23 protein-coding genes and 4 pseudogenes are annotated in these 25,740 nt (G+C 69.6%); 16 read left to right on the forward strand and 11 right to left on the reverse strand.

All coding sequences use genetic code 11. From position 1 onward, the window contains the following. Positions 1–375 precede the first annotated feature (375 nt). Positions 376–672 (reverse strand): annotated as a pseudogene (locus AS594_RS40535) (transposase); the annotation flags it as partial. Between AS594_RS40535 and AS594_RS44355 the strand changes: the two are divergent. Then, positions 559–1,011: a hypothetical protein gene (locus tag AS594_RS44355; protein ID WP_167367933.1), complete on the forward strand. Its 453-nt coding sequence runs from the start codon at positions 559–561 to the stop codon at positions 1,009–1,011. The pseudogene AS594_RS40535 and the gene AS594_RS44355 sit on opposite strands and share 114 nt — an antisense overlap. Positions 1,012–1,774: 763 nt before the next feature. On the opposite strand, the gene AS594_RS01120 is transcribed toward AS594_RS44355, so the two are convergent. Then, positions 1,775–2,644, reverse strand: a complete 870-nt coding sequence (locus tag AS594_RS01120) for an NAD(P)-dependent oxidoreductase (RefSeq protein WP_069933649.1) — start codon at positions 2,642–2,644, stop codon at positions 1,775–1,777. A 117-nt stretch (positions 2,645–2,761) separates the two neighbouring features. On the opposite strand from AS594_RS01120, the gene AS594_RS01125 reads away from it, so the two are divergent. Next, entirely contained in the window at positions 2,762–3,358 is a 597-nt protein-coding gene (locus tag AS594_RS01125; protein WP_069925216.1) for a TetR/AcrR family transcriptional regulator, read from the forward strand. 1,680 nt (positions 3,359–5,038) lie between these two features. After that, positions 5,039–5,737 (forward strand): excalibur calcium-binding domain-containing protein, encoded by a 699-nt coding sequence (locus AS594_RS01130; protein ID WP_107358013.1) that lies wholly within the window; start codon positions 5,039–5,041, stop codon positions 5,735–5,737. Positions 5,738–5,741: 4 nt separating this feature from the next. Here AS594_RS01130 and AS594_RS47825 read toward each other — a convergent pair whose 3' ends face one another. Next, positions 5,742–9,476, reverse strand: a complete 3,735-nt coding sequence (locus AS594_RS47825; RefSeq protein ID WP_069934909.1) for an AfsR/SARP family transcriptional regulator — start codon at positions 9,474–9,476, stop codon at positions 5,742–5,744. A 133-nt stretch (positions 9,477–9,609) separates the two neighbouring features. Between AS594_RS47825 and AS594_RS01140 the strand changes: the two genes are divergently transcribed. Both AS594_RS01140 and AS594_RS01145 read left to right on the forward strand, forming a co-directional pair. Then, positions 9,610–10,644, forward strand: a complete 1,035-nt coding sequence (locus AS594_RS01140; RefSeq protein WP_069925219.1) for an NADP-dependent oxidoreductase — start codon at positions 9,610–9,612, stop codon at positions 10,642–10,644. Next, positions 10,641–11,213 (forward strand): NAD(P)H oxidoreductase, encoded by a 573-nt coding sequence (locus AS594_RS01145; RefSeq protein WP_069925220.1) that lies wholly within the window; start codon positions 10,641–10,643, stop codon positions 11,211–11,213. Before AS594_RS01140 ends, AS594_RS01145 begins: the two co-directional genes overlap by 4 nt. Positions 11,214–11,969: 756 nt before the next feature. On the opposite strand, the gene AS594_RS43755 is transcribed toward AS594_RS01145, so the two are convergent. Beyond that, positions 11,970–12,311, reverse strand: a complete 342-nt coding sequence (locus AS594_RS43755) for a hypothetical protein (RefSeq protein ID WP_141747132.1) — start codon at positions 12,309–12,311, stop codon at positions 11,970–11,972. Positions 12,312–12,502: 191 nt separating this feature from the next. Between AS594_RS43755 and AS594_RS01155 the strand changes: the two genes are divergently transcribed. After that, the gene (locus tag AS594_RS01155) at positions 12,503–12,970 is read left to right on the forward strand and encodes a hypothetical protein (RefSeq protein ID WP_069933645.1); all 468 of its coding nucleotides are present in this window, start codon (positions 12,503–12,505) and stop codon (positions 12,968–12,970) included. A 37-nt stretch (positions 12,971–13,007) separates the two neighbouring features. Here the strand turns inward: AS594_RS01155 and AS594_RS47830 are convergent. The 3 genes and pseudogenes from AS594_RS47830 to AS594_RS01160 form a co-directional block, all read right to left on the reverse strand. After that, a pseudogene (locus tag AS594_RS47830) lies at positions 13,008–13,267 on the reverse strand (PucR family transcriptional regulator); the annotation flags it as partial. Then, a pseudogene (locus AS594_RS40555) lies at positions 13,227–13,461 on the reverse strand (transposase); the annotation flags it as partial. The pseudogenes AS594_RS47830 and AS594_RS40555, both read right to left, overlap by 41 nt. 445 nt (positions 13,462–13,906) lie before the next feature. Continuing rightward, positions 13,907–15,418: a serine hydrolase domain-containing protein gene (locus AS594_RS01160; RefSeq protein WP_240508885.1), complete on the reverse strand. Its 1,512-nt coding sequence runs from the start codon at positions 15,416–15,418 to the stop codon at positions 13,907–13,909. 329 nt (positions 15,419–15,747) lie between these two features. Here AS594_RS01160 and AS594_RS01165 point away from each other — a divergent pair, with 329 nt between their 5' ends. The 8 genes from AS594_RS01165 to AS594_RS40565 all read left to right on the forward strand — a co-directional run bounded on the left by AS594_RS01165 (position 15,748) and on the right by AS594_RS40565 (position 21,744). Further along, positions 15,748–16,728, forward strand: coding sequence for a sensor histidine kinase (locus tag AS594_RS01165; protein WP_240508886.1), 981 nt, complete (start codon positions 15,748–15,750; stop codon positions 16,726–16,728). Next, on the forward strand, positions 16,719–17,378 hold the full coding sequence (locus tag AS594_RS01170) for a LuxR C-terminal-related transcriptional regulator (protein ID WP_069925224.1): 660 nt from the start codon (positions 16,719–16,721) through the stop codon (positions 17,376–17,378). Before AS594_RS01165 ends, AS594_RS01170 begins: the two co-directional genes overlap by 10 nt. A 369-nt stretch (positions 17,379–17,747) precedes the next feature. Next, a complete protein-coding gene (locus tag AS594_RS01175; protein ID WP_141747133.1) occupies positions 17,748–18,005 on the forward strand; it encodes a hypothetical protein in 258 nt (85 codons plus the stop codon). 234 nt (positions 18,006–18,239) lie between these two features. Further along, on the forward strand, positions 18,240–18,416 hold the full coding sequence (locus tag AS594_RS44365; RefSeq protein WP_167367960.1) for a hypothetical protein: 177 nt from the start codon (positions 18,240–18,242) through the stop codon (positions 18,414–18,416). A 521-nt stretch (positions 18,417–18,937) separates the two neighbouring features. After that, positions 18,938–19,249, forward strand: coding sequence for a hypothetical protein (locus AS594_RS44370; RefSeq protein ID WP_069934910.1), 312 nt, complete (start codon positions 18,938–18,940; stop codon positions 19,247–19,249). 48 nt (positions 19,250–19,297) lie between these two features. After that, positions 19,298–19,630 carry a glyoxalase superfamily protein gene (locus AS594_RS01185; protein WP_069774802.1) on the forward strand — a complete coding sequence of 111 codons (333 nt, stop codon included), beginning with the start codon at positions 19,298–19,300 and terminating at the stop codon, positions 19,628–19,630. Positions 19,631–19,666: 36 nt separating this feature from the next. After that, on the forward strand, positions 19,667–20,800 hold the full coding sequence (locus AS594_RS01190) for an IS630 family transposase (RefSeq protein ID WP_176742703.1): 1,134 nt from the start codon (positions 19,667–19,669) through the stop codon (positions 20,798–20,800). 33 nt (positions 20,801–20,833) lie between these two features. Continuing rightward, a protein-coding gene (locus tag AS594_RS40565; protein WP_107364778.1) for an IS5 family transposase occupies positions 20,834–21,744 on the forward strand; the annotation gives its coding sequence in 2 pieces (ribosomal slippage) (positions 20,834–21,188 and positions 21,188–21,744; 912 coding nt in all). Here the strand turns inward: AS594_RS40565 and AS594_RS01205 are convergent. From AS594_RS01205 to AS594_RS48350, 3 genes are read right to left on the reverse strand one after another with little or no spacing between them, the layout of a single operon-like run. Continuing rightward, positions 21,730–22,167: a metallophosphoesterase gene (locus tag AS594_RS01205; RefSeq protein ID WP_069934911.1), complete on the reverse strand. Its 438-nt coding sequence runs from the start codon at positions 22,165–22,167 to the stop codon at positions 21,730–21,732. The two genes, AS594_RS40565 and AS594_RS01205, sit on opposite strands and share 15 nt — an antisense overlap. Beyond that, entirely contained in the window at positions 22,164–22,388 is a 225-nt protein-coding gene (locus AS594_RS01210; protein WP_069925227.1) for a hypothetical protein, read from the reverse strand. Before AS594_RS01210 ends, AS594_RS01205 begins: the two co-directional genes overlap by 4 nt. Beyond that, the gene (locus AS594_RS48350) at positions 22,315–22,725 is read right to left on the reverse strand and encodes an NAD(P)-binding domain-containing protein (RefSeq protein ID WP_478078919.1); all 411 of its coding nucleotides are present in this window, start codon (positions 22,723–22,725) and stop codon (positions 22,315–22,317) included. Before AS594_RS48350 ends, AS594_RS01210 begins: the two co-directional genes overlap by 74 nt. A 65-nt stretch (positions 22,726–22,790) precedes the next feature. On the opposite strand from AS594_RS48350, the gene pdxR reads away from it, so the two are divergent. After that, positions 22,791–24,260: a MocR-like pyridoxine biosynthesis transcription factor PdxR gene (gene pdxR / locus AS594_RS01215; RefSeq protein ID WP_069933642.1), complete on the forward strand. Its 1,470-nt coding sequence runs from the start codon at positions 22,791–22,793 to the stop codon at positions 24,258–24,260. A 17-nt stretch (positions 24,261–24,277) separates the two neighbouring features. Here the strand turns inward: pdxR and AS594_RS44375 are convergent, their stop codons facing one another. Next, entirely contained in the window at positions 24,278–24,442 is a 165-nt protein-coding gene (locus AS594_RS44375) for a hypothetical protein (RefSeq protein ID WP_167367961.1), read from the reverse strand. A 40-nt stretch (positions 24,443–24,482) separates the two neighbouring features. Between AS594_RS44375 and AS594_RS47835 the strand changes: the two are divergent. After that, positions 24,483–25,426, forward strand: a pseudogene (locus tag AS594_RS47835) (Fic family protein). Positions 25,427–25,740 lie beyond the last annotated feature (314 nt).

The following is a 25,740-nucleotide window of genomic DNA, read 5'->3' on the forward strand; positions in this document are numbered from 1 at the left end:
ACCCGCACAGAGAATGAAAAGGCACCGCACCGTGCCGGCCACGGCACAGGCGATCGGTTCGACCGGGCGGCAACAAGTTGCGGTGTGACCCTAGTTTCGGTCCCGCAGCCGCGCTCCGCCGCTGCATCGGATCAGCTTTAGGGGAATCCCCAATGGTCGACGTGCAGGAGCATTGACAGCCGGGAATCTCTAAGGAGAACCCTAGGGACAGTCGTGGGAGAATTTCGGCTTATACAGCCTCCCCCGATTCCCCTCCGCCGATTAGGCCCCAGGTCTTTCATGGCGCATTTGCAAGCAGCCGGGAATCACTCAGCACAGCCTTTTCTGCAGCGCGCCCCACAGGTTGCCCCCCGCCCGCCCCCTTCACGCAAGCGTGGAGGACTCAACGCCGCGCCGGGCCAGGCGGTGTGTGATGCCCCGGCTGCGAAGCCATTGGCGCAGGTGGCGGTAGTCGTACCCCTTATCGCCGTGCAGCTTGCCGGGCTTGCGGCGGCGCGGCCCGCGTCGCGAGCGGATCGGCGGGATACCCCGCACGAGCGGCTCCAGGCCCTGGCTGTCATGCATGTTCGCACCCGAGATACCGACCGACAGTGGCAGCCCGGTCCGTTCGGGACCTGGGCGACCACTCACTTCAGGCGGTGGTCCAACGCCTTCGCCCATGCGCGCGTCGACGGGCTGAAGCTGTCGGCCGAAGACCGCGTCGTCTACCAACAGGTATTCGATGCGGAGTTCGACCAGAGGTGGGCGGCCTACCTGGAACACCGCTCCCTGCACCCGGCTGGCGCCGGGCCCGGGATGCCGCTGTCGGAGCGGCTGGCTCGGGTAACTGGAGGGGATCTGCCCGCCGACCGGGTGTTCCACCCTGTGGTCGATCTGCGGGACGAGACCACTGTGGCGCCGCTGCTCGCCGGTGAGAGTGCCGAGGACCGCCAGGCGGTCGCCCCGGTACGCCGACACCCTCACGTGGGCGCGCCGCAGTCGGCCCGGGTTCACAGCCGCGGCGGTGCGTGACGACCTCACGCGCCGGTTCCTGCTTCGGGTGTGGCGGTGTCCCCCGCAGCAGCGGTAGCCGCCCCGGCGCACCCAGCCCCACCCCAGTGGAGAAGTCGGTTGGAGCACGGCGCTGTTCGCTCTCGCGGGTGATCCGCTACACAAGCAACGCGCCGGGCCGGGACTCGACTGGGAAGCAGGGCGACGACGGGAACAGCCCCAGCCGACTGGTGATCGGCGGTGCAGCGAGCCGACCAGGGTGCAGCATCCGGCAGGGCGCGGGTTGCACGACTCGGGGCCGGCCGCCGGTGCGGCCGGCCCTGGGGGCGACGCTGCTCCGAACCAGCCCCACTCACCACAGCCGGGTGTCCCCACGGCCCGCCTTCCGAACGACTCGAGACTCACGATGCCAGCAGACGGGCGTCAGGCGAGCCTGACGGACGAGCGATAACAGGACTCACGCTGTACCGGCCAGCAGCCAACTGACCCGCATCATCACCAAGAGCGTCAGCCCCTGACCGGCAGGGGCGGCAGCAGCCGAGCCACCCACGACAACCCACCGAACAGCAGAGGACCCGCTACTCACCCACTGACATGACAACGCCGAACCGCCACCGGCAAGAGCCTGCAGATCATCAGCACAGGGCTGATGCGCACCTGGAGCAGCAGGCGGGGAAGACCATGCCAGGAGCGCGGGAAGGCCCTGAGCGGGGGGCGCGGTCCTGCCTGGCAGCTCAGCCGCCCCACGCGACAGCAGCTGGAAGGCCGGGCCTGACAGCTCCGGTCAGGCCGGCTTGCGGAGCAGCTCCACCAGGCTGCTGAAGCTGTCCGCGCCGTGGCCCGCCTCCGCGCCCCGGCGGAAGGTGTCCAGGACCGCCTGCGGGAACGCTATGTTCACGCCCGCGTCGGCGTTCGTGTGGACGACATGTTCCATGCTCGCCACGCCCATGGAGAGGCGGTCCACGTCGCCCGTGTGGTTCCCGGCGTCGATCCGGGGCGCGTAAAAGTCGATGAACTGGCGCATGCCCGCGTAGTTGTCGGCCGCGTACGGAGCGATCTGTGAGGCGGTGATGCCGTGCGCGCCCGCGAGGGCGACGGCCTGCCAGTACGCGAGCATCGCGGGCCAGAAGATGACCATGTTGAGCTGGTACATGAGGGCGGCAAGGCCCGGGTCCTCGCCCCGGTAGTCGGTTCTGCCGGTGATGACCTCCAGGTCCGCGCGGTGCTTGTCGTACGCCTCGCGTGGGCCGCTGTAGAAGGTCGACACGTCCGGGCTGCCGATGCCCGGCGGCGGGGACAGGACGCCGCCCGTCAGATGCGTGCCGCCGAGTTCGGCCACCCAGCGGGCCGCCGCGCGCGCCTTCTGCGGCACGTCCGAGCTGAGGTTCACAAGGACCCGGCCCGCGACGGCCTGCTCGGCCCCCTCGAACGCCGTGTACATCGACTCGTAGTCGATCAAGCTCAGTATCACCAACGTGTTGGTGCGCAGGGCTTCTTCGGGGGTCGCTGCCAGTGTGGCGCCGCGTGCCACGAGCGCGTCGGCGCGGGACGGGGTGCGGTTCCAGACCGTGACCTCGTAGCCGTGGTCCAGATATGCGGCGGCCATCGCCTGTCCCATGGGGCCGAGACCGATGACGGTGACGGATTGCGACATGAGTGCCTCCAGAGTATACGTGGAGCGACTAGAACGAGCGCTCTATCTAGCGCTGCGGGGAAACGTAGCACAGCTCTAGAACGAACGCTCTACTTAGAAGGTGGGTAGAGTGGCCCCATGCCTCAGAAGTCCGCCGTCGCCGCCACGGCCAGCACACGCGAGCGGATCGTCGCCGTCGCCGCACGGCTCATCCAGCGCCAGGGTTACGTGGGCACCGGCATCAAACAGATCGCCACGGAGGCGGATGCCACCCTGGGCTCCGTCTACCACTTCTTCCCCGGCGGGAAGGAAGCCGTCGCCGTGGCCGCGATCAAGCACGGCGACGAAGAGTTCGCGGCGCTGCTGCGCACGGTGCTGGCCGGCCAGGACGACCCCGCCGCGGCCGTCGAGGCCTGCGCCGTAGAACTCGCCACCGGCCTGCGGGCCTCCGGCTGGATGGACGGCTGCCCCCTCACCGCCGCCGCCCTGGAGACCCTCGGCACCAACTCCGAGATCCAGCAGGTGTGCGCCCAGGCCCTGCACGGCTGGGAACACATCGTCGCCGAGAAACTCCGCGCCTGCGGGTTCACCGACCAGGACGCACGCGAGGTGGCCACCACCGTCATCAGCGCGCTGGAGGGCGCCGAGGTCACAGCCCAGGTCAACCGCAGCGAGGAGCCACTGAGAGCCGCAGGCCGACAGCTGGCGCGACTGGTGGGCAGTTACGCCGGCTGAGCACAGGCGAGGCACACACCGACGTATGCGAACCGCCGAAGGGCGGGAACCGGCGTACGGGTTCCCGCCCTTCGAGGAACGCCGTACGGGAATCAGGCCCGCCCTCGCTCCTCCAGGCACGAGAAGAGCAACGCGCCCCTCAAAGCCGTCGCACCCGCCGGCAGCCGGCCCCACATGCCCACCGAGGGCCGTCCGCGAGCGCGCCGAGGGAACCCCGGAGCTGCCCGCGTCCTTGACCCGCAGGCCCGCGAGGGGCGCCGAGCGAGCCCAGGAGCCTGGCGGCAATCTCCAGGGAAACGGATCTGCTTGTCGAGTTCGGTGTGGGCCAGGCTCGAGGTCGCAGTTCCGGGATCGGCCGGGGTACCGGTGAACGCGCCGAGTCGCCCGGCCTCCAGACCGCCCAGATCGGGGACTGGCGCTACCCGCCCTGGCCGAAACCGGTTGAGGCCGCGCGAAGACCCGCACCGACACACAGGGCGGAGTGCTGTTCGCCGTCACCCCCGCACACGCGCACGCCAAGACCACCCAACGTGGCCTCCTCTCGTGTGCGTCTTCAAGAGGCTGAACAACGCCTGCCGGCCCCCGGTAAAGAGCCGGCAGAAATCCAAGGTCCGCGACACGAACGAGGCGAACGTCGGCGCAGTCACCGGCCCTCTGGCCGCTCACCGCACGCTGCCGCACGGCAGATACGACGCCGATAGGCGGCTTGAGCACGCCGGCCGCACCACCACCCTCGCCCGGGCAACAGAAGTTGCGGTCACCGGCCTGCTCACTGCGGGACGGGCGCGGTCATCCATGGACGGGCTGACCGCTCTCTCCCAGGCCGGTAGCAGCCATGAAAACTGGTCGTCACGCTGGTGGAGCCAGAGCCGGTCGTGGAAGTGGGCGTCGACATCACCCGGACGCCTCCAGCCGAAGGCGACACCCCGCACGCCGGCACCACGCCCGCCCCAACCCTCCCCCCACCGACACCCCACGCCCGACGTCACCACCACCCTGACGGCGGCGCGGCGGCACGGCCGACGCGCAACCCGGCCCAGCGCCCCGATCTCCGGCCGCGTCCGCACCGCCCAACCCGCCCTCCCACCCCTCAACTCCAGCCAGGAACATGGGCAAAAGCGGCCGCAACGGGGATGTCAGCAAACCGACCACGCCGAAATCTCCTGGTGACCTGCGCTGACACACAGGCGGCCCCGCGACGCGCAACACCCAGTGCAACGCGTACCGCAACACCCCGCGCAACCCCTGTCGCACCACCCGCGCAACCCCCGCTCCCGGCGACATTCAGCGACCGGGCCGCCTCATACCACCCACACCATCCCGCACACCGCCGGCACCAGGCCCGTGCCAGCACCGGTCCCGGCGCCCGTGCCGGGGCCAGGGCCGGGACGAGTTTGCGGGTGCTGTTCCAGCGGGCAGCGCCGCAGGCACCGACGCGGCCTCAGGGCGGTGGCCCACGCCCGCATGGGACCGGGATGTGCTGGCCGCGATCGTGTTCATCGCCTCCGCGTAACGGAACTCAGCCAGGCGGCGCTCACGCTTCCTTCGGTCGGGTGCAGCCCGGCTGCTGCCGTACGAGGCAAGCTACCTACCATCTCGGGACACGTGGTCCACAGGCGCGTCCTACACCGTCGGCGCACACTGGAGTGAATGCGGGATCCTCTGCGTGAGGTGATGCCTATGCGCCGCGTCCTGTCCTCAGGCTCCGCCTTCCTGCTGGCGGCGGCCGTTGCTGTGGCAGGGCTAAGTGGCTGTGGTTCCGACAACGACGAGAAGCCGCAGGAGGCCACTCCAACAGTCACCCGGACGCAGACCCAGACCGAGACCCGGACCGCCGCCCCTGAGCCGCCAACGCCCTCCCCGACACCGCCCGAAGCCACTACGCCGCCTCCGCCCCCAGCCCCGACCACGTCTAAGCCGTCCGCCCCCACTGACGCAGCTTCCACCGTCGAGGCGTACTTCGATGCCATCAATGCGCGCGACTATCGGCGGGCGTGGGACCTCGGAGGCAAGAACCTTGGCGACCCTTCCTACTCGTCCTTCGCGGCAGGGTTTGCCGATGTTGAACGCGACACCGTTCACATCCTTGATGTCAGCGGCGGGACCGTAACTGTAGTGATCGATGTATTGCGGCCAGATGGGACCCAGCAGTCCTTCGAGGGCACCTACACAGTCAGGGGCGGAATTATCGTTGACGCCGCCATACGCCTTGTTGAAGCGCCGGCGCCGGACGAACGCGAGAGCGCCTACCCGCCCGGGCCCTCCGAAGGTGAGCCCGACGTCGACTGCCCAGAGCTTCCCGGACCCGTCTGGGTCGGCCCGTCCGACCCACACAACCTCGACCGCGACGGTGACGGCATCGGCTGCGAGGCCAACTAAGGGATCACAGCGGTCGTCGGACATCTTGAAGTGATGGTGCCCATCGGGGGGCACATGGCCAACCTCCGCCGCAAAGACGGCCTTGGCAAAGGCGCGGAGGGGGCGGTGGAGCGCGCGAAACAACTGACCGCGATCGGTGAGGACTGGAACTGCCCCTGGCCGCTGGACTGGCAACGAACACTACCGCGTCCTCGCGGCCCTGGTCGACGCCGACGGCCACCTGCCCGACATCCAACCCGGCGTGCTGATGGACGGCAACGACATCGGACGATGGCTGGAGCGGCAGACCCAGCCGGGCACCTGGGCACACCTCACGCCCGAGCAGCAGGAACGGCTGTCCCAGCTGTGCGTACAACCGCTTAAGTGAAGATGGGTCCACCGCGCGGGACGGCCCGCCGTGCGGGGCGCTGGTCGCGGGGCGTGTCCGGTGCGCGGCAAACCGGCGCATCCAGCCCGTCCGGAGTTGGAGGACACGCCCGAAGGGCGTCCGGGGTCTGGGGCGGAGCCCCAGTTCGGGAGGGGGCTGGGTGGGGAGAACACCCCGCAGGGTCAGCCGTGGGCCTCCGGGGCAGGGTCCGGCCCGGGACATCGCTTGGGTGAACGCTGCCTCGCCCAGCGCCGCCACCGCCCGCGCCGCCGCCCTGTCCACGTCGGCGCGTTCAGCCGGCGGCAGACTCGCGTCCACCGAGTCGCGGAGCGCGGCGGCCGTGCCCAGGAGTTCCGCGGCACGAATCGCCGCACCTGCCGCCGCGTGCGCGCCGGCCAAGCCCTCCAAGGCCAGAGCCACCGCCCGCGGGTCCTCCGTCCTGCGGGCCGCCGCCAGCCCGTCCCGGTGGAGTGCCAGCGCACTCTCCGCGTCCCCGCGCTGCTCGGCGACGTAACCGAGCTGCGCGAGGATCAGCGCGGTGCCGGAGTCGACGCCCAGGCGACGGTTCCACTCCAGCCAGGGGCGCAGGTGCTTCTCGGCGGTGTCGAGATCCCCCCGTCGGCGGGCGCCGAGGGCGAGGCCCGTCTCGGCGAACTGTTCGGCGGGCCGGTGGGACTGCTCCGCCGCGAGCCGCGCGGCCCGTTCGTGGTAGTCGGTGGCTCTCGCGTCGTCGCCCGTCAGCAGCGCGACGCGGCCGAGGCGGGCCAGCCGGTAGGACACGTCGGTCCACAGCTCCAGTTCCTGAGCGCTGCGTACGCCTTCCTGGTGCAGGTGCGCCGCCTCCTCGTACGATCCGGCGATCTCCGCAAGTACGCCCAGGTGTTCCGATGAGCGCAGCTGACCCCAGCGGTCGCCCAGTTCGCCGAACAGCGCCGCGCTCTCCTCCGCGCCGGCGCGCAGGGCGGGCAGGTCGCCCTGGTAGCTCGCCCTGGTCGCGCGGGCGTTCAGTACGGCCGCCACACCCCAGCGGTCGCCGGCTGATCTGAACTCCGCCAGCATCGTGTCGAGCGGGGCGTCCCGGACCTCCATGCCCTCGAATCCGCACCGTGCGTACTCCAGCAGAAGGCGCGCCCGCGGTTCCGCCGCTTCGAAGTTCTCACCGAGCAGCGAATCGTCCCCGGTGAGCAGCGCGAAGGCCGCGCGTCTCGCCCCGGCGTCGGCCCGGGCGCGCGCCGGTCCGCCCGCGCAGCCCAGCGCGAGATCCAGCGTCCGGCACGCCTCGCCGAGGCGTCCGCGCAGGAACCAGTACCAGGACATCGCGTTGACGAGGCGCAGCGCGAGCGCCGCGTCGCCCTGTTCCACGGCGGTGTCCAGCGCGGTGCGCATGTTGGCGGCTTCGCTGTCGATTCTGCGCAGCCAGCGGCGTTGGTCGCCGCCGTAGAGCCCGCGCTCGGCCCGTTCGAGGAGATCGGCGAAGTGCGAGGCGTGCCGGAGCCGTACCGACAGGGACTCGTCCGCCTCCTCCAGCCGCTCCCTGCAGTACGCCGTCACGGATTCGAGCATCCGGTAGCGGGCGTCGTACGTGTCGTACACGTCCTCGACCGGGACAACTAGCGAGCGGTCCACCAGGCGGGTGAGCACGTCGAGCACGTCGTCGGTACGAACGTCCTCGGCCGCGCACACCTCCTCCGCCGCGTCGAGCACGAACCCGCCCCGGAACACCGCCAGCCGGCGCAGGACGCTCCGCTCGGGGGCGGTCAGCAGCTCCCAGCTCCAGTCGATCACCGCGCGCAGGGTGCGCTGGCGCGCGGGGGCGTCACGGCGGGCCTGGTTGAGGAGCCGGAAGCGGTCGTGCAGGCGGTCCGCGAGTACGTGGACACCCAGAGCACGTACGCGGGTCGCCGCGAGTTCCAGGGCGAGCGGGATGCCGTCGAGGCGGCGGCAGATGAGGGCGACGGCCTCGGTGTTCCCTTCGTCCAGTACGAATCCGGGCGCGGCCGCCGCCGCGCGGGCCGCGAAGAGCCGCACCGCGTCGGCCTCGGCCAGCGGCGCCACCGCATCCAGGGTCTCGCCCGCGATGGCCAGCGGCTCCTGGCTGGTGGCGATGATGTGCAGGTGTGGCGCCCGGCGCAGGAGTTGTTCGGCGAGGTCGGCGACGGGCTCGACGACGTGTTCGCAGTTGTCCAGGACGAGCAGCAGCCTCCGGTGGCCCATCGCCTCGGCGAGGCGGTCCAGCGTGGTGCCGGCAGCGGTGATCCCGTCGCGTGGCGTGTCGTCGCGTATGCCCAGGGCCGCCGCCACGCTCTCGACCACCGACGCCGCCTCGCCGCCGCGGGCGCCCGCGAGTTCGACGAGCCAAACGCCTTCGGCGAAGGCGTCCGTGAGTCGCGCCGCCGCCTCCAGCGCCAGGCGCGTCTTGCCCACCCCGCCGGGGCCGGTGAGCGTAACCAGCCGGGCGTCGCCTGCCAGCGCGCAGACCCGGGCGACCACGTCGTCGCGCCCGACCAGTGTGGTCACCGGGGCGGGCAGGTTGGTATGCGGCGGCCTGGCATCGACGGAGGCGGCGGTAGTAGAGGGGATGGGCTTGGGGGCGGCCAGCGCCGGGGCCTGCTCCAGCACCGCCTGCTGGAGGGCGGTCAGTTCGGCCCCGGGATCGAGGCCCAGTTCGTCGGCCAGACGCTGCTTCAGGTCGTGGTAGGCGTCCAGCGCCTCCGTGGGGCGACCGGCCCGGTAGAGGGCCCGGATGTGAACGGCACGCAGGCGCTCCCTCAGCGGGTGCAGAGCCACCGGGCCCGCCAACTCGTCGGCCAGGATGCTGTGTTCACCCAGCTCCAGGCGCAGCTCGGCGAGTTCCTCCGCCACGGTCAGCCGCTGCTCCTCCAGCCGGGTCGCCTCCGCCCGTACGAACGGGGCGTCGCGGAATTCGGCGTACGCGACGTCGCCTCGCCACAGGCTCAGCGCATCCGCGAACAGCGCGACCTTCATACGCTGCCCAACACCGCCCGCGGTGGCGCGGGCGCGGGCACGCGCGGTCAGCGCACCGAACCTGGCCGCGTCCACCGCCTCGTCCGCGACGCGCAGGGCGTATCCGGCCGGACCGTACTCCACCAGCGAGCGGGCGCCGGGCTCCGCCTTCTCCAGGGTCCGGCGCAGCTGAGAGACCTTGGTCTGGAGGGTGTTGCGGGCGTTGCCGGGGTTGCCCGGTGCCGCGTCCTCGCCCCACAGGTCGTCGATCAGCCGGTCCACGGCCACAGGCCGCCCGTGGTGAACGAGCAGACACGCGAGCAGCGCCCTGACCTTGGGCTCGGGTACGGCGACCGGTGCCCCGTCGTCCGTCGTGACATTCAGCGGGCCCAGCACTTCGAATCGCATGGCACCCACGCTAATGCGCGCTACGGAAGTGCTGTTGGGCGGCCGTGCGCGGACCGTCAGTGGTCCGTGCGCGGCCCACTCCAAAGTAGTCACATCAGCCCGACCGAAGCACCGAGAAAAGGACCCACAGACCATGTCTCAAACTGCCACCGCCCCCGCCTCCCGGGAAGTCCGGCTCGCCTCCCGCCCCGTCGGCGCCCCCGTCCTCGAGGACTTCGCCCTCGTCACCACCGCCGTGCCGGAGCCCGCCGAGGGTCAGATCCTTGTCCGTAACACCTGGATGTCCGTCGACCCGTACATGCGCGGCCGGATGAACGACACCCCCTCCTACATCCCGCCCTTCGCCCTGGACACCGCGATGGAGGGCAGCGCGATCGGCGAGGTCATCGCCTCCCGTGACGCTTCCGTCCCCGTCGGCGCGACCGTCTCGCACTTCCTGGGCTGGCGGGAGTACGCCGTCCTCGACGCGGCGGCGGCGGCCGTGGTCGACCCGGCTTTGGTCCGCCCGCAGGACTACCTCGGCGCCCTGGGTACCACCGGCCTGACCGCGTACGCCGCGCTCACCCGGGTCGCCCCGGTCCGCGAGGGCGACGTGGTGTTCGTGTCCGCCGCCGCGGGGGCGGTCGGCAGCGTCGCCGGGCAGCTGGCAAGAAACCTCGGCGCTTCCCGGGTGATTGGTTCGGCGGGCGGCCCGGCCAAGACCAAGAAGCTGCTCGACGTCTTCGGTTACGACGCGGCCGTCGACTACCGCCAGGGCGCCGTCGCCGAGCAGCTCGCGCAGGCCGCCCCCGATGGCATCGACATCTACTTGGACAGCGTGGGCGGCGACCATCTCCAGGCCGCGATCGGTGCCATGAACACCAACGGCCGCATCGCCCTCGTCGGCGCGATCAGCGGTTACGACGACACCGAACCAGCGCCCGGTCCCAACAACCTGTTCCAGGCCGCCGCCCGCGAAGTCACCATGCGGGGCATGCTTGTCAGCAGCTACTTCGATGTCTTCCCCGAGTGGATCGGCAAGGCGGCGGGCTGGATCGCGGACGGTTCACTGCACACCGAGGAGACCGTGACCGACGGCATCGAGCAGGCGCCGGCCGCGTTCCTCGGCATGATGCGCGGCGCGAACACCGGCAAGATGCTGGTCCGTCTCGAGGGCGGCCGTCGATGAGCAAGCACGCACTGCTGGTAGTCGCTCATCCACGTCCCGACTCCCTCACCGCGCAGCTCGCGGAGCGGGCCCGCGCGCGCCTCGCCGCGGACGGGTACAGCGTCGACGTACTCGACCTGCACGCCGAGGAGTTCGACCCGCGGATGAGCCCGAGCGACGAGCCGGACTGGGCGGACCTAAACAAGGAGTACTCCGCCGAGGTGCGGGCCCACATGCGGCGCGTCGAGGCGGCGGACACGATCGTCGTGGTCTTCCCACTGTGGTGGTTCGGGCTGCCCGCCATTCTCAAGGGGTGGATCGACCGGGTGTGGAACAACGGCTTCGCTTACGGGCAGCGCGCGCCGCGCCTGCGCGGCAAGCGGATGCTGTGGCTCGCGCTGGCCGCCTACGGCGAGGAGCCGTTCGTGGAGCGGGGTTGGAAGGAGTTGGTCGGGCGTCTGCTGCGGGTGGGGATCTCGGAGTACTGCGGCATCGAGGACGCGCAGGTGCACTTTACGTACGACTCGCTGGGGGCGGGGGCGGACGCGCTGAAGGAGGCGGACGTGGCCCTGGACGCGCTGGGGGCGTAGCGCGGGGCGGGGTGGGGCGCGGGTGCGGATGCGCGTACGGGCGGCCCTTCCCCCCCCCACCACCAGTCGGGAAGCCCAGGTGAGCGCTTGAGCTCCGGGCTCATCCATGTCAGCTCCGTTCGACGCAGTCGGTGGGCTCCTCGAAGGCTGTGCCGTGCTCCGTCGCTGCAACAAGCCGACTGGTGAGTGCGGCCCAAGGGGTGGAAGGGAAGGAGCTGCCCCCAAAAAAGCCTCGCCGGGTGTCCCGGGAGGCGGGATCCGGATTTTTGTGCACGGTTGCGGTGTGGCGCCGCTCGCGATCCGATCACCCCGGCGAAGCGATGATGCGTGCCCTGTGAGAGGGACAGACGTCGCGCCACGGCGCCCAGGCCTGCACCGTGCCCGAGACCCTGGAATCTTCCAGGGCAGGAATCCACCTCGCCGTTGTTCAGTGGTTTGTGCAGGGAGCGGCGATCCGCACCTGCTGAGCCTCCGTCCTCCCCTGCGTCGGCTTGGCCGGTCGAGGTCTCCGCGACCACGGTTGCGTCAGGGAAGGCCGACCGGGGACGTCGAGAAGTTCATCGACGCCCGTCACCGCCTCGCCCGTCATTCACCGTGTCAGGCCTGCCATAGCTGCCAGAGCCACCAGCCCCGCACGGCGCCATGGCGAGGGAGGCAACGGTGAACGTCATGTATGGGGCGAGGTGGGCTGCGGCCCAGGCACGGGCGTCGTCGTCGGTGGCGAACGGGCCGTAGGGAAGGGCGCGTGGGAGGCTCTCAGCGTCGGGGGCGGCCGATGCGCTCCCCGCGAGACAGCATCGAGCGGTCGACGTTCGGGAACCACACGGCACGGCCGTACGTCCCGCAGCGCCACACCGTCGCCACCGCCATGCCCCCGCGACGGATGGCGGCCTGCTGCACGCTGTGCCGCCGCTCCCCCTTCAGCACGCGCGACTTGCCCCACGGCACGATGCCATCCGGACGCCTGTGAGCGGGCGAGACGGGAGCGGGCAGCTCCGACGGTACGGCTCGTCGAGCGCGGGCCGGGCGGGGACGGCGGTCGGCGTAGCAGGGCGAGCGGGCTGTGCGGGCATGGTGGGCGCGGAGCGTGGCACTCATCGCGAAGTTCTCAACAGTCGTGTGAGCAGGGGCCCCAGGCGCACAAGTCCCCGGGGCGGTGGGCGGGTCTAGGGCGGCCCGGGGGCGGGGTGATGATCACCGCAACCCCAGGCCACCGCAGCGGCGCCGGGGACCGGGCCGGGCCAGGGGGTGTCAGGCGCAGAGGGCCGGGGTGTCGGCGGGGACAGTCCGTGCTCGGCTACCTGGGCGGATACGCCGGTGAGGAGGGGTACGACAACCCGGGCGCGGGCGGCCGGTACGCCTTGCTCCGGCTCGTCCTGCCCGACGCGTGGGCGCTCCCGGCCGCGCTGCTCGGCCTGGTCACGGTCGCCCTGGGGGTCACGGTGCCCGGCGCCCCCGAAGCCCCCTGGAAAGGCGCGCTGCTGACCACCGGCACGGCGTTCCTCCTCCTGACCCCCGGCTACTCCTGGTACGCCCTCCTGCTCGTCGCCCTGGTCGCCCTCGGGGGCCGGTGGGAGTGGATCGGCGTCGCCCTTGCCGGGGCGGTGGCCTACCTCGCGGGTGGCACTGCCGCCACAAGCGCCTACGGGGTGGCGGCAGCCGGGGTCGTCGGCGTGTCATGGGCACGCGCGCGGTTTCCATCCGCGCCGCACGGCCGGCTGTACGCCACAGGACCGGGGCGCGCTGCGAGAAGATGACCAGCCTGCTCGCCGGTCACTCGACGCAGCTCCGTCGTCAAAGCGCCTGGCCCGGCCAGTCCAACAGGCGGGCTCCGACCACCGCCGTCTGCAAGGTGTACCGATCGCCGGGATCCGCGCCCGTCAACTGGTGGATCCGCCCGAGCCGGTACGTCATCGCTCTCACGCTCAAGGAAAGCCGCCGGGCGGCCTCGGCGACCACACCCGGTGTCGAAGTACGCGTTGAGGGTGTCGATGAGCGGCTGCGCTTCGGGGGGCTTGCTGGAGCGGGCCGAACACGCTGCGCACGAGGTCGGTGGCCCCTCTGGTCCCCGGGGACAGGGATCACCCCGCGGATACCGCGATTACGCAAATGCTCGCGGATGGCGCGCGATGAATACGCCTTGTCGGCCAAGACCATGTCCGGCTGGGTTCGGGGCCGTCCGCGTCGACGTGGGACGCGTAGAGTGCCATTCCGCGAAAGCGGGTGCGTCACCGGCCTGTCCCGCAGTGGTCGGAGACGACCAGCCGGTCGAGCAACTGCCGGACAGCAGCGGGACAGACTCCGGGCCCCTGTCCGGTTCAACGAGGATGCTGACGCGGCGCGGCAGCAGAGGGCGGTCATGGCTCCGGTCCCCCCTTGGTCGGGGATCCAGGCATTGACCGGGAGACAGGGCAAGTGCCGCAACATCTGGGCTGAGCGCACTGGGCGGGGTGTCCAGTTGCCCGGGCGGGACGACCAGTGAGGTGATCCCTGTGGTGTGGACACGCCTGACCATGGATCAACGACGTCCGCAAACGCGGGGGCGGGCCGTTCACCACCGAGTGGTCCTCCACCGCCCCCGATCCCGCGGACGGCGACCGCAGCATGTCACCGGCCGGGCCGCCCCTGGTGCGGACGGCAGCGCGACGATGGTGATTGGCTGGTGCGGTGTGGGCAGTGCGGGTGGTTGAGGGCTACAGCGGGTGCCGGGGCTGGGCCTGCTGACGCGGGGCGAGCTGGATCGGGAGTGCCGGCAGGAGTTCGGCGCGGGCGGGCGGCTCGGGTGGCAGGTGAACTGGCCGTGCTTCTGGTGCTGGCCGCTGAAGAGGTCTCGGCGCTGGGGCGGTTGCGGACCTCGCCGGCGACCTTCCCTCGTTCCACTCGCCGATGACACCGTCCACCGTCGGCCATGCCCGGATGTCGGGGAAGGCGCCTTGCCTGTGCCGTCCGTTGCCGGGGGTGTCGCATAGGGCGTGGTCGACGAGGTTACTGGCGGCTTGCTCCTGTCTGAGTGCGTTGTCGGGTGAGTCGTGCAGGGCGGTGGACATGGAGACGGTGACGGTGCGGCTGCCGTCGTCGGTGGCGCCGTTCAGGGTGATGTAGCCGCCATTGCCTCCCTCGTGGCTCCAGTAGCTGCCACCGCAGGACAGGGGCCGGTTGACCAGGCCGAGGCCGTAGCGTCCGTGTGGCCAGAACACCTGGACTTCCTTGTTGACCGGGACGGTGTCCTGCATCTCGGCCAGCCGCGCCTGGGGCAATAGCTCGCCGCCGAGCAGGGCCCGGAAGAAGCGGTTTACATCCGCAGTGGTGGAGACGAGGCCCCCGGGGTCGGGGAGGATCACGTTGGTGACGTCGACCCGTTCGCCGGAGGGGAAGACCTGGTAGCCGTTGGCGTGTGGACTACGGAGTGTGGGGGTCCGGCCCGGCAGGTATGTGTGGTCCATAGCGAGCGGTTTCAGGACCCGGTTCTCGACCTCCTGGTGCCAGGGGCGATCTGTGACCTTCTCGATGATCATGTCGAGCAGGACGTAGCCGGTGTTTGAATAGCTCCAACCAGTGCCGGGTGGGAAGTCCGGGCGGTGCCTCATCGCCAGCGCGACCATCTGCTGGGGTGCGTAGGTGTCGTACCGACGCTCGTAGTACTCCTGCGGGCTCGTGTAGCCGGGGAGATCGTCGTCGTGGATGCCGCTGGTGTGCTGAAGGAGTTGGCGGATGGTGATCCGGCGTCCATCGTTGCCGTTACTGTCCGCCAAGCCTGGCAGCCAGCGCTCCACGTTGTCGTCGAGCGCCAGGCTGCCCTCGTCGACCAGTTGCAGGACCACGGTTGCCACAAGCGCCTTGCTCGTGCTGGCTATTCGAAAGTAGCCGCTGCGGTGTACCGGACGGTTCGTGCCCACCTCGGCGACGCCGCTCGTGGCCAGCAGGTCACGGCCAGGGCCGGTGGTCACCCGTGCCTGAACGCCGGTGACCCCCAGCGCCCGGATGGCGTCAGTGTCCCGGCGTAGATCGTCCTGCCCGTATCCGGGCGCGGTCGCTTCGTGTCCGTCTGCCGGCAGCTGGACGGCAACGGCCGCGCCGGCAGTGACGAGGACGGCCGCAGCGGCGGCCAGCCAGCGTTTGCCGATGTAGCGGTGCTGTCGATCGGACTGGTCGGACTGGGGAGCGTCCGCGTGGTGCGGCGCGACGGTTGGGCTCGTGGATGTCATTCCCCGACGCTAGGTAAGCACCTCGGTGCGAGTCGCTACCACAGGCTCCCGCATGAAAGGTACAGCCACCTGTAGTGCCGCACGCTCTCCTGGTTATCTAGGGTGAATCCCGTGGGCCTCCCACAATCCTCCTGCACGACACAGGGAAAGCGAGACAGGTGCTAGGCATACCCGTCGCGGCCCGCACACGGTGGCTCAGGACATGGTGCAGCGGGCGTTACCTGCTGGGCACCTTGGTGGCCGCGACGGTGACGCTCGCCGCGGCGCCTCTGCTATGTGTTCCGTCGCTGGCACAGTCTTGGACGGAGCAGCATCGCCGGCGTGCCGGCATGCAGCTGGGCCAGTCGGTCGAGCCGCGCCCTCGCGCCGCCCGCCGCAACCTTGTGTGGCTCGTGACGCAGGTGGTCACCGGTCTGCCGGCGGGCGCCTTGGGCCTTATCTGCCTGGGCAGCCTGTTGTTCACGTCCGTCATCACCGTGTCGTGGTGGGCCTTTCCCACGGCGCCGTGGCTGCCCGTAATCAGCGTTCGCATCACCGACTGGGGCACCGCATTGTCGCTCGGCCTGGTGAATCTCGTGGTCCTCGCGGGACTGGCCGCCATCGGCCTCCCGCCGCTCGCCCGAGCGCACGCCCGGTGCTGCCTCGCGGTCCTGGCGCCATCGCCCGCGGAGCATCTGGTCGAACGCGTCACAGAACTCACCCAAACCCGTACAGACGTCCTGCAGGCACACAGTGCGGAACTCCGCCGGATCGAACGAGACCTGCACGACGGCACCCAGGCCCGCCTCGTGGCCATCGCGATGCGGCTCGCAGTGGCCGGCGAGAGCCTCTCCGACGACCCCGCCGGGGCCGCCGTTCTGGTACGGCAGGCCCACGCCGAGACGGAGCACGCGATGACCGAGCTACGCTCCGTCATCCGCACCATCTACCCGCCGGTGCTGGCTGACCTGGGCCTCACCGGCGCGCTCAGCACCCTGGCTGCCAGGACCGGGGTGCCGACCCGCATCGACATCGGTACGCTCGGTGAGGTCCCCGCAGCGGTCGAAGCGATCGCCTTCTTCGCCGTCACCGAGGCGCTGGCGAACATCGCCCGACACAGCCGGGCCACCCGAGCATCGGTTCGCGTCACCCGCAACGGCGCGCTGCTCTGCGCGGAGATCGCCGACAACGGGACCGGCGGAGCGGACGCCGCCCAAGGATCCGGCCTGGGCGGAATACACCGCCGCGTGGCCGCTCTGGACGGCACCATGAAGATCAGCAGCCCGCCGGGCGGGCCGACCGTCATGACCCTGGAGCTGCCGTGCGCGTAGTGATCGCCGAGGACAACGTCTTGCTGTCATCCGGGCTTGAACTCCTGCTCAACTCCCGAGGGTTCGAGGTCGTCACGATCGCGGTCGACGCCGCCGGCTTCCTCACCGCCGTCAAGACCCACCGGCCGGACGTCACCATCGTGGACGTGCGGCTGCCGCCAACCTTCCGCGACGAGGGCGTCCGGGCCGCGGTCCAGGCCCGCCGAGACCACCCCGGACTTCCCGTCTTGGTCCTGTCGCAGTACGTGGAGCATGAATACGCGGGCCGTCTCCTCGCCGACGCCCGGGGCGGCATCGGCTATCTACTCAAGGACCGAGTGAGCCGCGTCGCGGAGTTCACCGACGCACTGCGCCGCGTGGCTGACGGCGGCACCGCCATGGACCCCGAGGTAATCGCCCAACTCCTGACACACGGTGACCCTGTCGATACACTGACCCCACGCGAGCGCGAGGTACTCGCGCTGATGGCCGAGGGTCACAGCAATGCGACCATCGCCCAAAGACTCCTCATCACCGACAATGCTGTCCACAAACACATCGGCAACGTCTTCCTCAAACTCGGACTGTCGGCCGGCGACAGCGGGCACCGCCGCGTCCGCGCCGTCCTGGCCTACCTCCGCAGCCGTGGCGGTACCGCGCTCCCGCAGTAGTCTCCCCCGTCAGGGGTGGGGAACAGGTCAAATGCATGAGCATCGCCATACCCGGATGCTAGGTGACCCGTTCCACGGGATCCACAGAGCCTGAGAAGAGCGCCACCGCAGGAAACGTGGCGCGGGATCGCTGTCTGCCGCAGGAACCGCAGGCCGCGTATGTGCGCTTCAGCGCGGCAGCTCGAACAGCCCGGGATACTCGGGCGGTCTGATTGGCGCGTGCCGGACTGGAGAATGCGCGCGCCGTGCGGAGTTGCAGGAACACTGGCACGCCTGCGTGGCCAGTGCTGATGAGGCTTACTGAATTTCCCCACCCGCTGCTCAGATGTTGGCCGGACTTGCTTACCCCGGGACCTCACAAACGGTGTGTTGATCCGTACCACCGACGGCTACGAGATGGACGTGAACGAAGCCTGCGTCGCCGCCAACCGCTACCCGCCCGGCCAGTTCTTTGAGCTCCTGGCCGAGCTGGCGGACCGCCTCGGCGCGAGTCTGCCCCCGACAGGTCGGCCGGTGATTCTCCGTGAGGAGAAGGACCGGGCACACTTTCCTGCCGAAGTGGGAAAGGATGCCGCCGTCGTGGCCATGACGAGCTCGGACCTCGAGCGCTACCTCTGCGGCTCCTGACAGGAGGCGCGACGACGAGGGGCCCGTCACCGGTCCGATATCCGCGACGAGACCGAGCCCGCAGGAGACGGACGCCGTCCTGCACCATGAGGGCCGTAAGTGGTGCCGGGTGCTGCTCGGTGCGGTGCTCACCGCGCAGGGCGGGCCAGTGGAGCTAGGCGAGGGCAGCATCGTGATGGACAACGCGGTCCTGCGTGGTACCCGACGGGATCCGCTGAGCATAGGACGGCAGGCATGGTAGGCCCAACCTCCTACCTGACCGGCTGCCGGGTCGAGGACGAGGTCTTCCTGGCCACCGGCAGCCGCGTCTTCAACGGAGCATGGATCGGAACCCGCTCCGAGGGGCGGATCAACGGCATCGTGCATCTGCGCACCGTGCTGCCCGCCGACTGGATGGTACCGATCGGCTGAGTTGCAGTCGGCGACCCGGTGCGCATCTCTCCGCCAGAGGACCACGAAGGAATCTGGGCGGTGCAGCAGAACGTGGAATTCCCTGACTACTCTTCGGCCTGGACTGCCCAGCCGACGGCGAGAGCCTGATGCCGGCCCTCTTCGAACGCTTCGGCCACGGCCGCCACAGCAACGACCAACAGATTTGAGTCCCGCCAAGAAGCTCAGTCCTGCCATCCAGCGCTCGGCTCCAACGGCGGCACGTCGGCCACCGCCACGCCAGGCGCAGCCGGACGAAGCGCTGCGGATGGCGCCATGCACCGCGGTCGACGGTGATGGCGGCTGCCACTGGCCTTGGATGAACGGGCAGTGCAACCCGTATGTGAGGGAGCGGAACCTGCGGACTCAGCTGCGGGGATCCCCTACCACGCAGCGGGACGCCATCCGGAACAGCAGCGACGAGGGTTACTGTCTCAGCGACTGCCTCAGGTTCTGCTTGGCTGCCTTCTGTTCGCCCATGATTGGGCATTGACGCACCGGTAATGAGTAGTCAGCCCTCCCTTGCTGTCCAGGATGTGGAAGGCGAGCGCGGGTGGCTGGTCGAGGTGTACGTGATCCTCGGCGTGGGCCCGGCGCTCCCAGGGGAGGCGGAGTGTGGATACGACTCCTGGTGCCACCAGCAGCGGGCGTCCGGCGAAGGTGGTCGCCGCAGGGGTGTGGGCGTGACCGCACAGGAAGGCCGCGAGGTTGGGGTGGCGGCCCGTCAGTGCGGCGAGCCGCTCTGCGCCGAACTGGCGGATGCCGTCGATGTAGGGAACGTGCAGCAGGGCCGGCGGGTGGTGGAACCCGACTAGTGCCGCATCAGGCAACGTTCGCCCTGGGCGGTCTGCGACGATAACTCTATGGACGAGGAAGTCATCCCTATTCTTCGCGTCGAGGACGCTACGGCGGCGGTCGCTTGGTACGAGCGGCTGGGCTTCGCCAAGCAATGGGAACACCGTTTCGAACCGGGACTTCCTGCGTTCGTCGAGGTCGCCCGGGGCGGGGTGCGCTTGTTCTTGTCGGAGCACAAGGGCGACGCCCGTCCCGACACGTTGGTCTACCTACGCGTTCGTGATGTCGACGTAATCGCTTCCGAGTTCGGTGTGCAGGCAAAGGACGCTCCGTGGGCGCGTGAGATTGAGCTGCGCGACCCTGACAGCAACCGGCTTCGGATCGGCACGCCGACGGAATGACACTCGCTGGCAGCGCGCGGCAGGGAAGCTGTGCTGGTGGCTGAGCGAGTACGCGTCCGCGAGATCGATGACGACGAGGGACAGCGCCTGCTGCGGATTATCCGTCGGGGCAGCGGGTCGGTGGTGACGTGGCGGCGGGCACAGATGGTGCTGCTGTCCGCGCAGGGCATGTCCGCGGAGAAGATCGCCGAGGTGACGTTCACCAGCGCGGACCGGGTCCGGGATGTGATCCACAACTTCAACGCCGACGGCTTCGACTCCCTCTACCCGAAGTACAAAGGCGGTCGGCCCAGGACATTCACCCTGCCCGAGCGGCGTGAGATCAAGAAGATCGCCAAGTCCCGGCCGGCCGAGCACGGTCTGCCGTTCTCGACCTGGAGCCTGGCCAAGCTGGCCGACTTCCTGGTCGCCGAGGGGGTGGTCGACGACATCAGCCACGAGGGCCTTCGGGTTCTGCTCCGCGAGGAGGGCGTGTCGTTTCAACGCATAAAGACCTGGAAGACCTCCCGCGATCCCGACTACGCCACCAAGAAAGCCCGCGTCGAGCACCTCTACTCGATCGCCGACGGCGAGGTCATACCCGAGGACGGCGAACCCGAAATCGTCTTATGCCTGGACGAGTTCGGCCCGCTCAACCTCCAGCCCCACCCCGGCCGACAGTGGGCCGAGCGCGGAGGACGGCACAAGGACCCCGACCGGGAGCCGAGGCCCCGCAGGCGGGCGACCTACACCCGCCCGCACGGGGTCAGGCACCTGTTCGCCGCCTACGACCTCGGCAAAGACAAGCTCTACGGCCACATCAAACCGAAGAAGAACCGGACGAGGTTCCTGGAGTTCTGCCGCTACCTGCGCAGCCTCTATCCGCCGGAGATCCGCATCGCGATCGTGCTTGACAACTTCTCCCCGCACCTGACCACGAAGAAGGACAACCGGGTCGGCGACTGGGCCGCGGCCAACAACGTCGAGTTCGCCTACACGCCGACGAACAGCTCGTGGCTGAACCGCATCGAGGCCCAGTTCACCGCCCTGCGCTACTTCACCCTCGACGGCACCGACCACGCCAGCCACAAGGAGCAGGGCAGCATCATCCGTCGCTACATCATCTGGCGGAACCGTCATGCCGACGATCAACGGCTACGGGCCGTGGTCGACAGGGCGAACGTTGCCTGATGCGGCACTAAGGCCTGTCTGATAATTGATCTTGTGGCAGGTAGAGGTGAGTTGAATGATGCGGCGTGGGAGCGGATAGAGCCCTTGTTGCCGCAGGTGGACGGGCGTGGTCGGCCGTGGCGTGATCACCGGCAGGTGGTCAATGGTGTGCTGTGGCGGTTGCGGACCGGGGCTCCGTGGCGTGACCTGCCGGAGCGGTATGGGCCGTGGCAGACCGTCTACGAGCGATTCGCCCGCTGGGAGGCGGATGGCACGTGGGCAAGGCTGTTGGAGCATGCGCAGGTCCGTGACGACGCGGTGGGCCGGGTGGAGTGGACCGTCGCGGTCGATTCCACGGTCAACCGTGCCCACCAGCACGCCGCCGGCGCACGTAAAAAGGGGCCGCAGACGGGGACGAACTGGAAGATCCGGGCCGCTCGCAGACGCGCCAGGCCCTCGGCCGGTCCCGAGGCGGGCTGACCACCAAGGTCCACCTCGCCGTCGACGGCCGGGGCCTGCCCCTGTCGATCGTGCTCACGCCCGGCAACGTCAACGACGCCACCGCATTCGGTCAGGTCCTGGACGGGATACGCGTTCCGCGAGCCGACACCGGCCGCCCGCGCACGACACCGACCCGAGTCCTGGGCGACAAGGCCTACTCCAGCCGGGCGATCCGGCACCTGCTGCGGCGTCGGGGCATCGCCGTCACGATCCCCGAGCGCCGCGACCAAGCGGCCAACCGCCGGCGCCGAGGGCGCTTCGGCGGCCGGCCGCCCGCCTTCGACAAGGAGATCTACCGCGACCGCAACGTCGTCGAACGATGCTTCGCACGCCTTAAGCAGTTCCGCGCAATCGCGACCAGGTTCGACAAGCTCGCCGACCGCTACCGCGCCGGAGTCGTCCTGGCCTCGCTGATCCTCTGGCTCCGCGAACCCGTCCGTGATCATTTGTCAGACACGGCCTAGTACGGGCATCTCGGCCGGGGTCTGAGTCAGGACATCCTCCAGCCACACCAGCGTCTCGTCATCCAAGAAGCCTTCGTCGCTGCCCGACACGGAAGAGTCGCATAGCGCGATGACGAGTTCGTCGGCGTGGTGAACCTGGTTGATCGGTGTCGCCGATTCCGGCTGCCCCAGCAGAAACTGTCGAAACGCGGGGCGCGCGTCGTGGTTGCCGGGGCAGATCACAACCGGGTGCCGGGAGGTCAGGAGGCGGCGGGCCTGCTCATATTCGGCGGGGAGGGCATGGTCGGCGATGTCTCCGGTGACCAGGACCACGTCCAGGTCATAGGGGAGGTCTTCGAGGTAGTCCATAACGGTCCGGGTGCGCTCGAAGCTGCGGTGCCCGCCGTCGATGTGGATGTCGCTGAGGTGAGCGATCACGATCACCGCTGTGGTCCCTTCGTCGCGGCGTACAGGTTGTGTGCCGGCACGGCCGAGTAGTCCTGACCGGCGCGCCCCGCGGGCTCGGCGTCGACGAGCCAGTCCCGGCCCTCGGCGGTCGGACCGGTGCCGCGCCCGACGTCACTGACTACGTCAGCGACGGGGCCGGCGTCCTTGCGGGCCGGTGCGAACTCGAAGCGCGTGGGACAGTCGTGGGCGCCGATCACATGGCGTCGACGCGTGGCTTCCCCAGTCCAACGGCGTCGCGCCCGGGACTTCGTGCAGAGCCTCCCGGACTTTCCCCATGCCCCGCTCAGCGCGAGGGATCCGCTGAACACGTCGGCTCCCAGTCCCCCGACGGAACGTCGGTGAGCCCGACCACGCAGGCAAGGACAAGCATCGCTTGACCAGCTCTTGGGGGCCACCCACCCACACTTGCAGCGTCGCTCCCCATCGCGGCGAGCGATTCACGGTGATGACCTGCCGGCCATTGGCCAGTAACCGGTGGGCGATCGGCGTACCCATCGCGCCGAACCCGATGACATCGATCCGTTTCACGTTCATTCTCCCCTCGTCCAGTTCGACCTCGAACGTAGAGGGCCACCGGGCCAGGCATAAGATCCAGTTCCATGCCGAATCATTGGGCCAGTTCCCGGCTCGACCTGCACGTGGACCTCGATGCCGCGGGCGGGCGGCGTTCCGGCCTGGAGTGCGCACTCCGGTCGGCGATTCGCCAGGGACGCCTGTCCGCCGGGACGCTCCTGCCGTCCACCCGCGGACTTGCCAAGGAACTCGGATTCTCCCGGGGCACTGTGAGTGCTGCCTACGGCCAACTGGTCGAGGAGGGCTACCTGACCACACGGCCCGGCTCGGGCACCACCGTGGCCGAGGCACCGCAACGCCCCTCGGCTCCCGCCCGCCCCGCACCTACGTCGCCGACGATTCCCCGCCACGACCTTCGCCCCGGGCTCCCTGACGTCAGCGCCTTCCCTGTCCGAGCCTGGCTCGCCTCCACCCGCCGGGTACTCACCCACGCCCGCCCCGAGGTCTTCGGCGCCGGAGACCCGCAGGGGCGGATCGAGTTGCGCAGCGCGCTCGCCGACTACCTGGGCCGTACTCGCGGCGTGCTCACAACCCCGGACCGGATTGTGATCACCTCCGGCTACCACCAGGGCCTGGGTCTGCTCAGCGGCGTACTGACGGCGGGCGGGATCAGCACTGCGGCCGTGGAGGATCCAGGACACAACCTCCTCCGCGAAGTCGTCCGGCGCGCCGGGCTCACCACCCTCGCCCTGTCCGTCGACGCCCACGGCGCCCACGTCGATGCGCTGACACAGGGCACGGGGGCTGTGTTCCTCACCCCCTCGCACCAGTACCCGACCGGCGTTCCGCTGCATCCCAGTCGCCGCCAGACACTGCGCGCTTGGGCGCGCTCCACCGGCGGCCTGATCATCGAGGATGACTACGACGGCGAGTACCGATACGACCGCCAACCCGTCGGCGCCCTCCAAGGCATCGCCCCCGACCAGGTCGTCTATTGCGGCACCGCGTCCAAGACCCTCGGCCCCGCCCTCCGCCTGGCCTGGATGGTCCTGCCGCCCCACCTGGTGTCACCGATGGTGCGGGCCAAACGAGAAGCCGACCTGTACACCGAGACTTTGGGGCAACTCGTCCTCGCCGACCTGATCGCCACTCACGCCTACGACCGCCACACCCGCGCCGCCCGCCTGCGCTACCGCCGCCGCCGTGAACTCCTCGTTAACCGAGCAGCTGCCATCCCCGGCCTTACCGCCCACGGCGTCCCCGCCGGCCTGCACACCCTCCTCACCCTCCCTTCCGACGGCCCCACCGAACACCAACTCCTGACCAGATGTGCCCACCACGGCGTCGCCCTGCGCGGTCTCACCGAACTCCACCATGACCCCGCCCACTGTCCCCATGGCCTGCTGATCGGCTTCGCAGCCCCATCCGAACACGCCTACCCAGGCGCCCTCGACGCCCTGTTCACAGCCCTGGCTTCGGATGGACGAGGCGATGCTGCTACCGGCCCAAGCACCGCCGTCGGCTCGACTCGCTCAGCGGGACTGACACGAAAATGACCCCGTGGTTGAGCCGGTCACTCTGTGATCGGTTCGAAGCGGATGGTCAGTCCGAGACTGTTCGCCTCCTTGATCATGCGGCGCATGGCACGTCCGGGATCGCGGCGGGTGAAGTGGTCGGTTCCGAGTTCTCGGTAGGGGGCCTTGTCGTGCAGTGAGGCTGATCCTTTGGGAGTGGACACCCTGACAATGGATGTTGATGGTCCAGGGAGGGATGTCCAGGTGGGACGCATGTCTCTGTATCCGGAGGAGTTTAGGAAGGACGCTGTCGCGCTCTACCGCGGCGCAGCCGGGAATCGGACGTACGCCGCCGTTGCCGCGGATCTCGGCATCACCGCGGAGTCGTTGCGGACGTGGGTCCACGCTCTGCACTGGATGCTGCAGGGGCACCACTCGCAGCGCACGGCCGGGCAGTGGCGCAAGACTTCGATCCGGATCACGGCGCCCGGGGATGAGCTGGCCACTGACTACGACGGCCCGGATCCGGAACTCGTGCCGGGCCTGATGGCCGAGCTGGTGGACTGGCTCAACGACGGCGACACCGAAACGCATTTCCTGATCCGGGCGGCTATGGCGCACCTGAACCTGGTGAAGATCCACCCGTGGTCCGACGGAAACGCCGCATGTCCCGCTCCTTGCAGACTCTGCTGGGCGCCCGCGGCGGCGTCCTGGCACCCGAGTTCTCCTCGATCGAGGAGTGGCTTGGAATGCCCGGCAACACCTGGGAGTACTACGAGGTACTGCGGGAAGTAGGCGGCCCGGTGTACTCCCCCGAGCGCGACACCCTGCCTTGGATCAAGTTCAACCTGCGTGCCTACCACGAGCAGACGCAGCGGGTGCAGTACCGGGTCGATCGCTCGAACCAGGTGTGGCTCGAACTGATGCAGCATGCCGAGGCGCACGGAATTAGCGAGCGGCAGGTCACCGCTCTGCACGAGGTGGCCATGGTGAACCGGGTACGACGCTCGCGTTACGAGCGGCAGGAAGCGATCAACACCCAGCAGGCGACCCGGAACCTGCAAGCTTTGACGAAGGCCGGCGTGCTGACCGCGGTCGGGCACACCAAGGGCCGCCACTACGTCGCGGGCCCGCAGTTCCCCCAGCCCGTCCTCGCGACCGCCCGCCGCCCACATCGCATCACAACCCCTACGCCGCTGCCTAGCTAGTCGTCGGGTGCGCTGCCGATCCAGGCGGCGCCGGTCGATCAGCGTGCGGCCACGAGTACTGGCATAGGCAAGGAAGACGTCGCTCTGGCCGGTGTCACCTGGATCTCCTCCTCCGGCGTCATCGCCAAGGTCATGGGAGACCTCGGACGCCTCGGAAACCGCGAGACTCCGGTGATCCTCGGCGTCCTGATGTGGATACCGGGTTGACGCCGGTGCTCAGCGTCCGCCGCTCAACAAGCATCTTCCGATTCCTCCTGCGCTCGCCCGCTCCACGGGATGGCGGTCATGCGCAATATCAACTACCAGAATCTGCA

This window comes from Streptomyces agglomeratus (genome assembly GCF_001746415.1).
Classification (GTDB): Bacteria; Actinomycetota; Actinomycetes; order Streptomycetales; family Streptomycetaceae; genus Streptomyces; species Streptomyces agglomeratus.

What these genes read in the sequence shown, in the direction of transcription:
- AS594_RS01125 (WP_069925216.1), top strand. Translation starts at nt 2,762, where the DNA reads ATGCCTCAGAAGTCCGCCGTCGCCGCCACGGCCAGCACACGCGAGCGG.
- AS594_RS01130 (WP_107358013.1), top strand. Translation starts at nt 5,039, where the DNA reads ATGCGCCGCGTCCTGTCCTCAGGCTCCGCCTTCCTGCTGGCGGCGGCC.
- AS594_RS44355 (WP_167367933.1), top strand. Translation starts at nt 559, where the DNA reads ATGCATGTTCGCACCCGAGATACCGACCGACAGTGGCAGCCCGGTCCG.
- AS594_RS01145 (WP_069925220.1), top strand. Translation starts at nt 10,641, where the DNA reads ATGAGCAAGCACGCACTGCTGGTAGTCGCTCATCCACGTCCCGACTCC.
- AS594_RS01185 (WP_069774802.1), top strand. Translation starts at nt 19,298, where the DNA reads ATGGACGAGGAAGTCATCCCTATTCTTCGCGTCGAGGACGCTACGGCG.
- AS594_RS44370 (WP_069934910.1), top strand. Translation starts at nt 18,938, where the DNA reads ATGAGTAGTCAGCCCTCCCTTGCTGTCCAGGATGTGGAAGGCGAGCGC.
- pdxR (WP_069933642.1), top strand. Translation starts at nt 22,791, where the DNA reads ATGCCGAATCATTGGGCCAGTTCCCGGCTCGACCTGCACGTGGACCTC.
- AS594_RS47825 (WP_069934909.1), bottom strand. Translation starts at nt 9,476, where the DNA reads ATGCGATTCGAAGTGCTGGGCCCGCTGAATGTCACGACGGACGACGGG.
- AS594_RS01160 (WP_240508885.1), bottom strand. Translation starts at nt 15,418, where the DNA reads ATGACATCCACGAGCCCAACCGTCGCGCCGCACCACGCGGACGCTCCC.
- AS594_RS44365 (WP_167367960.1), top strand. Translation starts at nt 18,240, where the DNA reads ATGGTAGGCCCAACCTCCTACCTGACCGGCTGCCGGGTCGAGGACGAG.
- AS594_RS43755 (WP_141747132.1), bottom strand. Translation starts at nt 12,311, where the DNA reads ATGAGTGCCACGCTCCGCGCCCACCATGCCCGCACAGCCCGCTCGCCC.
- AS594_RS01140 (WP_069925219.1), top strand. Translation starts at nt 9,610, where the DNA reads ATGTCTCAAACTGCCACCGCCCCCGCCTCCCGGGAAGTCCGGCTCGCC.
- AS594_RS01165 (WP_240508886.1), top strand. Translation starts at nt 15,748, where the DNA reads ATGCAGCTGGGCCAGTCGGTCGAGCCGCGCCCTCGCGCCGCCCGCCGC.
- AS594_RS01120 (WP_069933649.1), bottom strand. Translation starts at nt 2,644, where the DNA reads ATGTCGCAATCCGTCACCGTCATCGGTCTCGGCCCCATGGGACAGGCG.
- AS594_RS48350 (WP_478078919.1), bottom strand. Translation starts at nt 22,725, where the DNA reads ATGAACGTGAAACGGATCGATGTCATCGGGTTCGGCGCGATGGGTACG.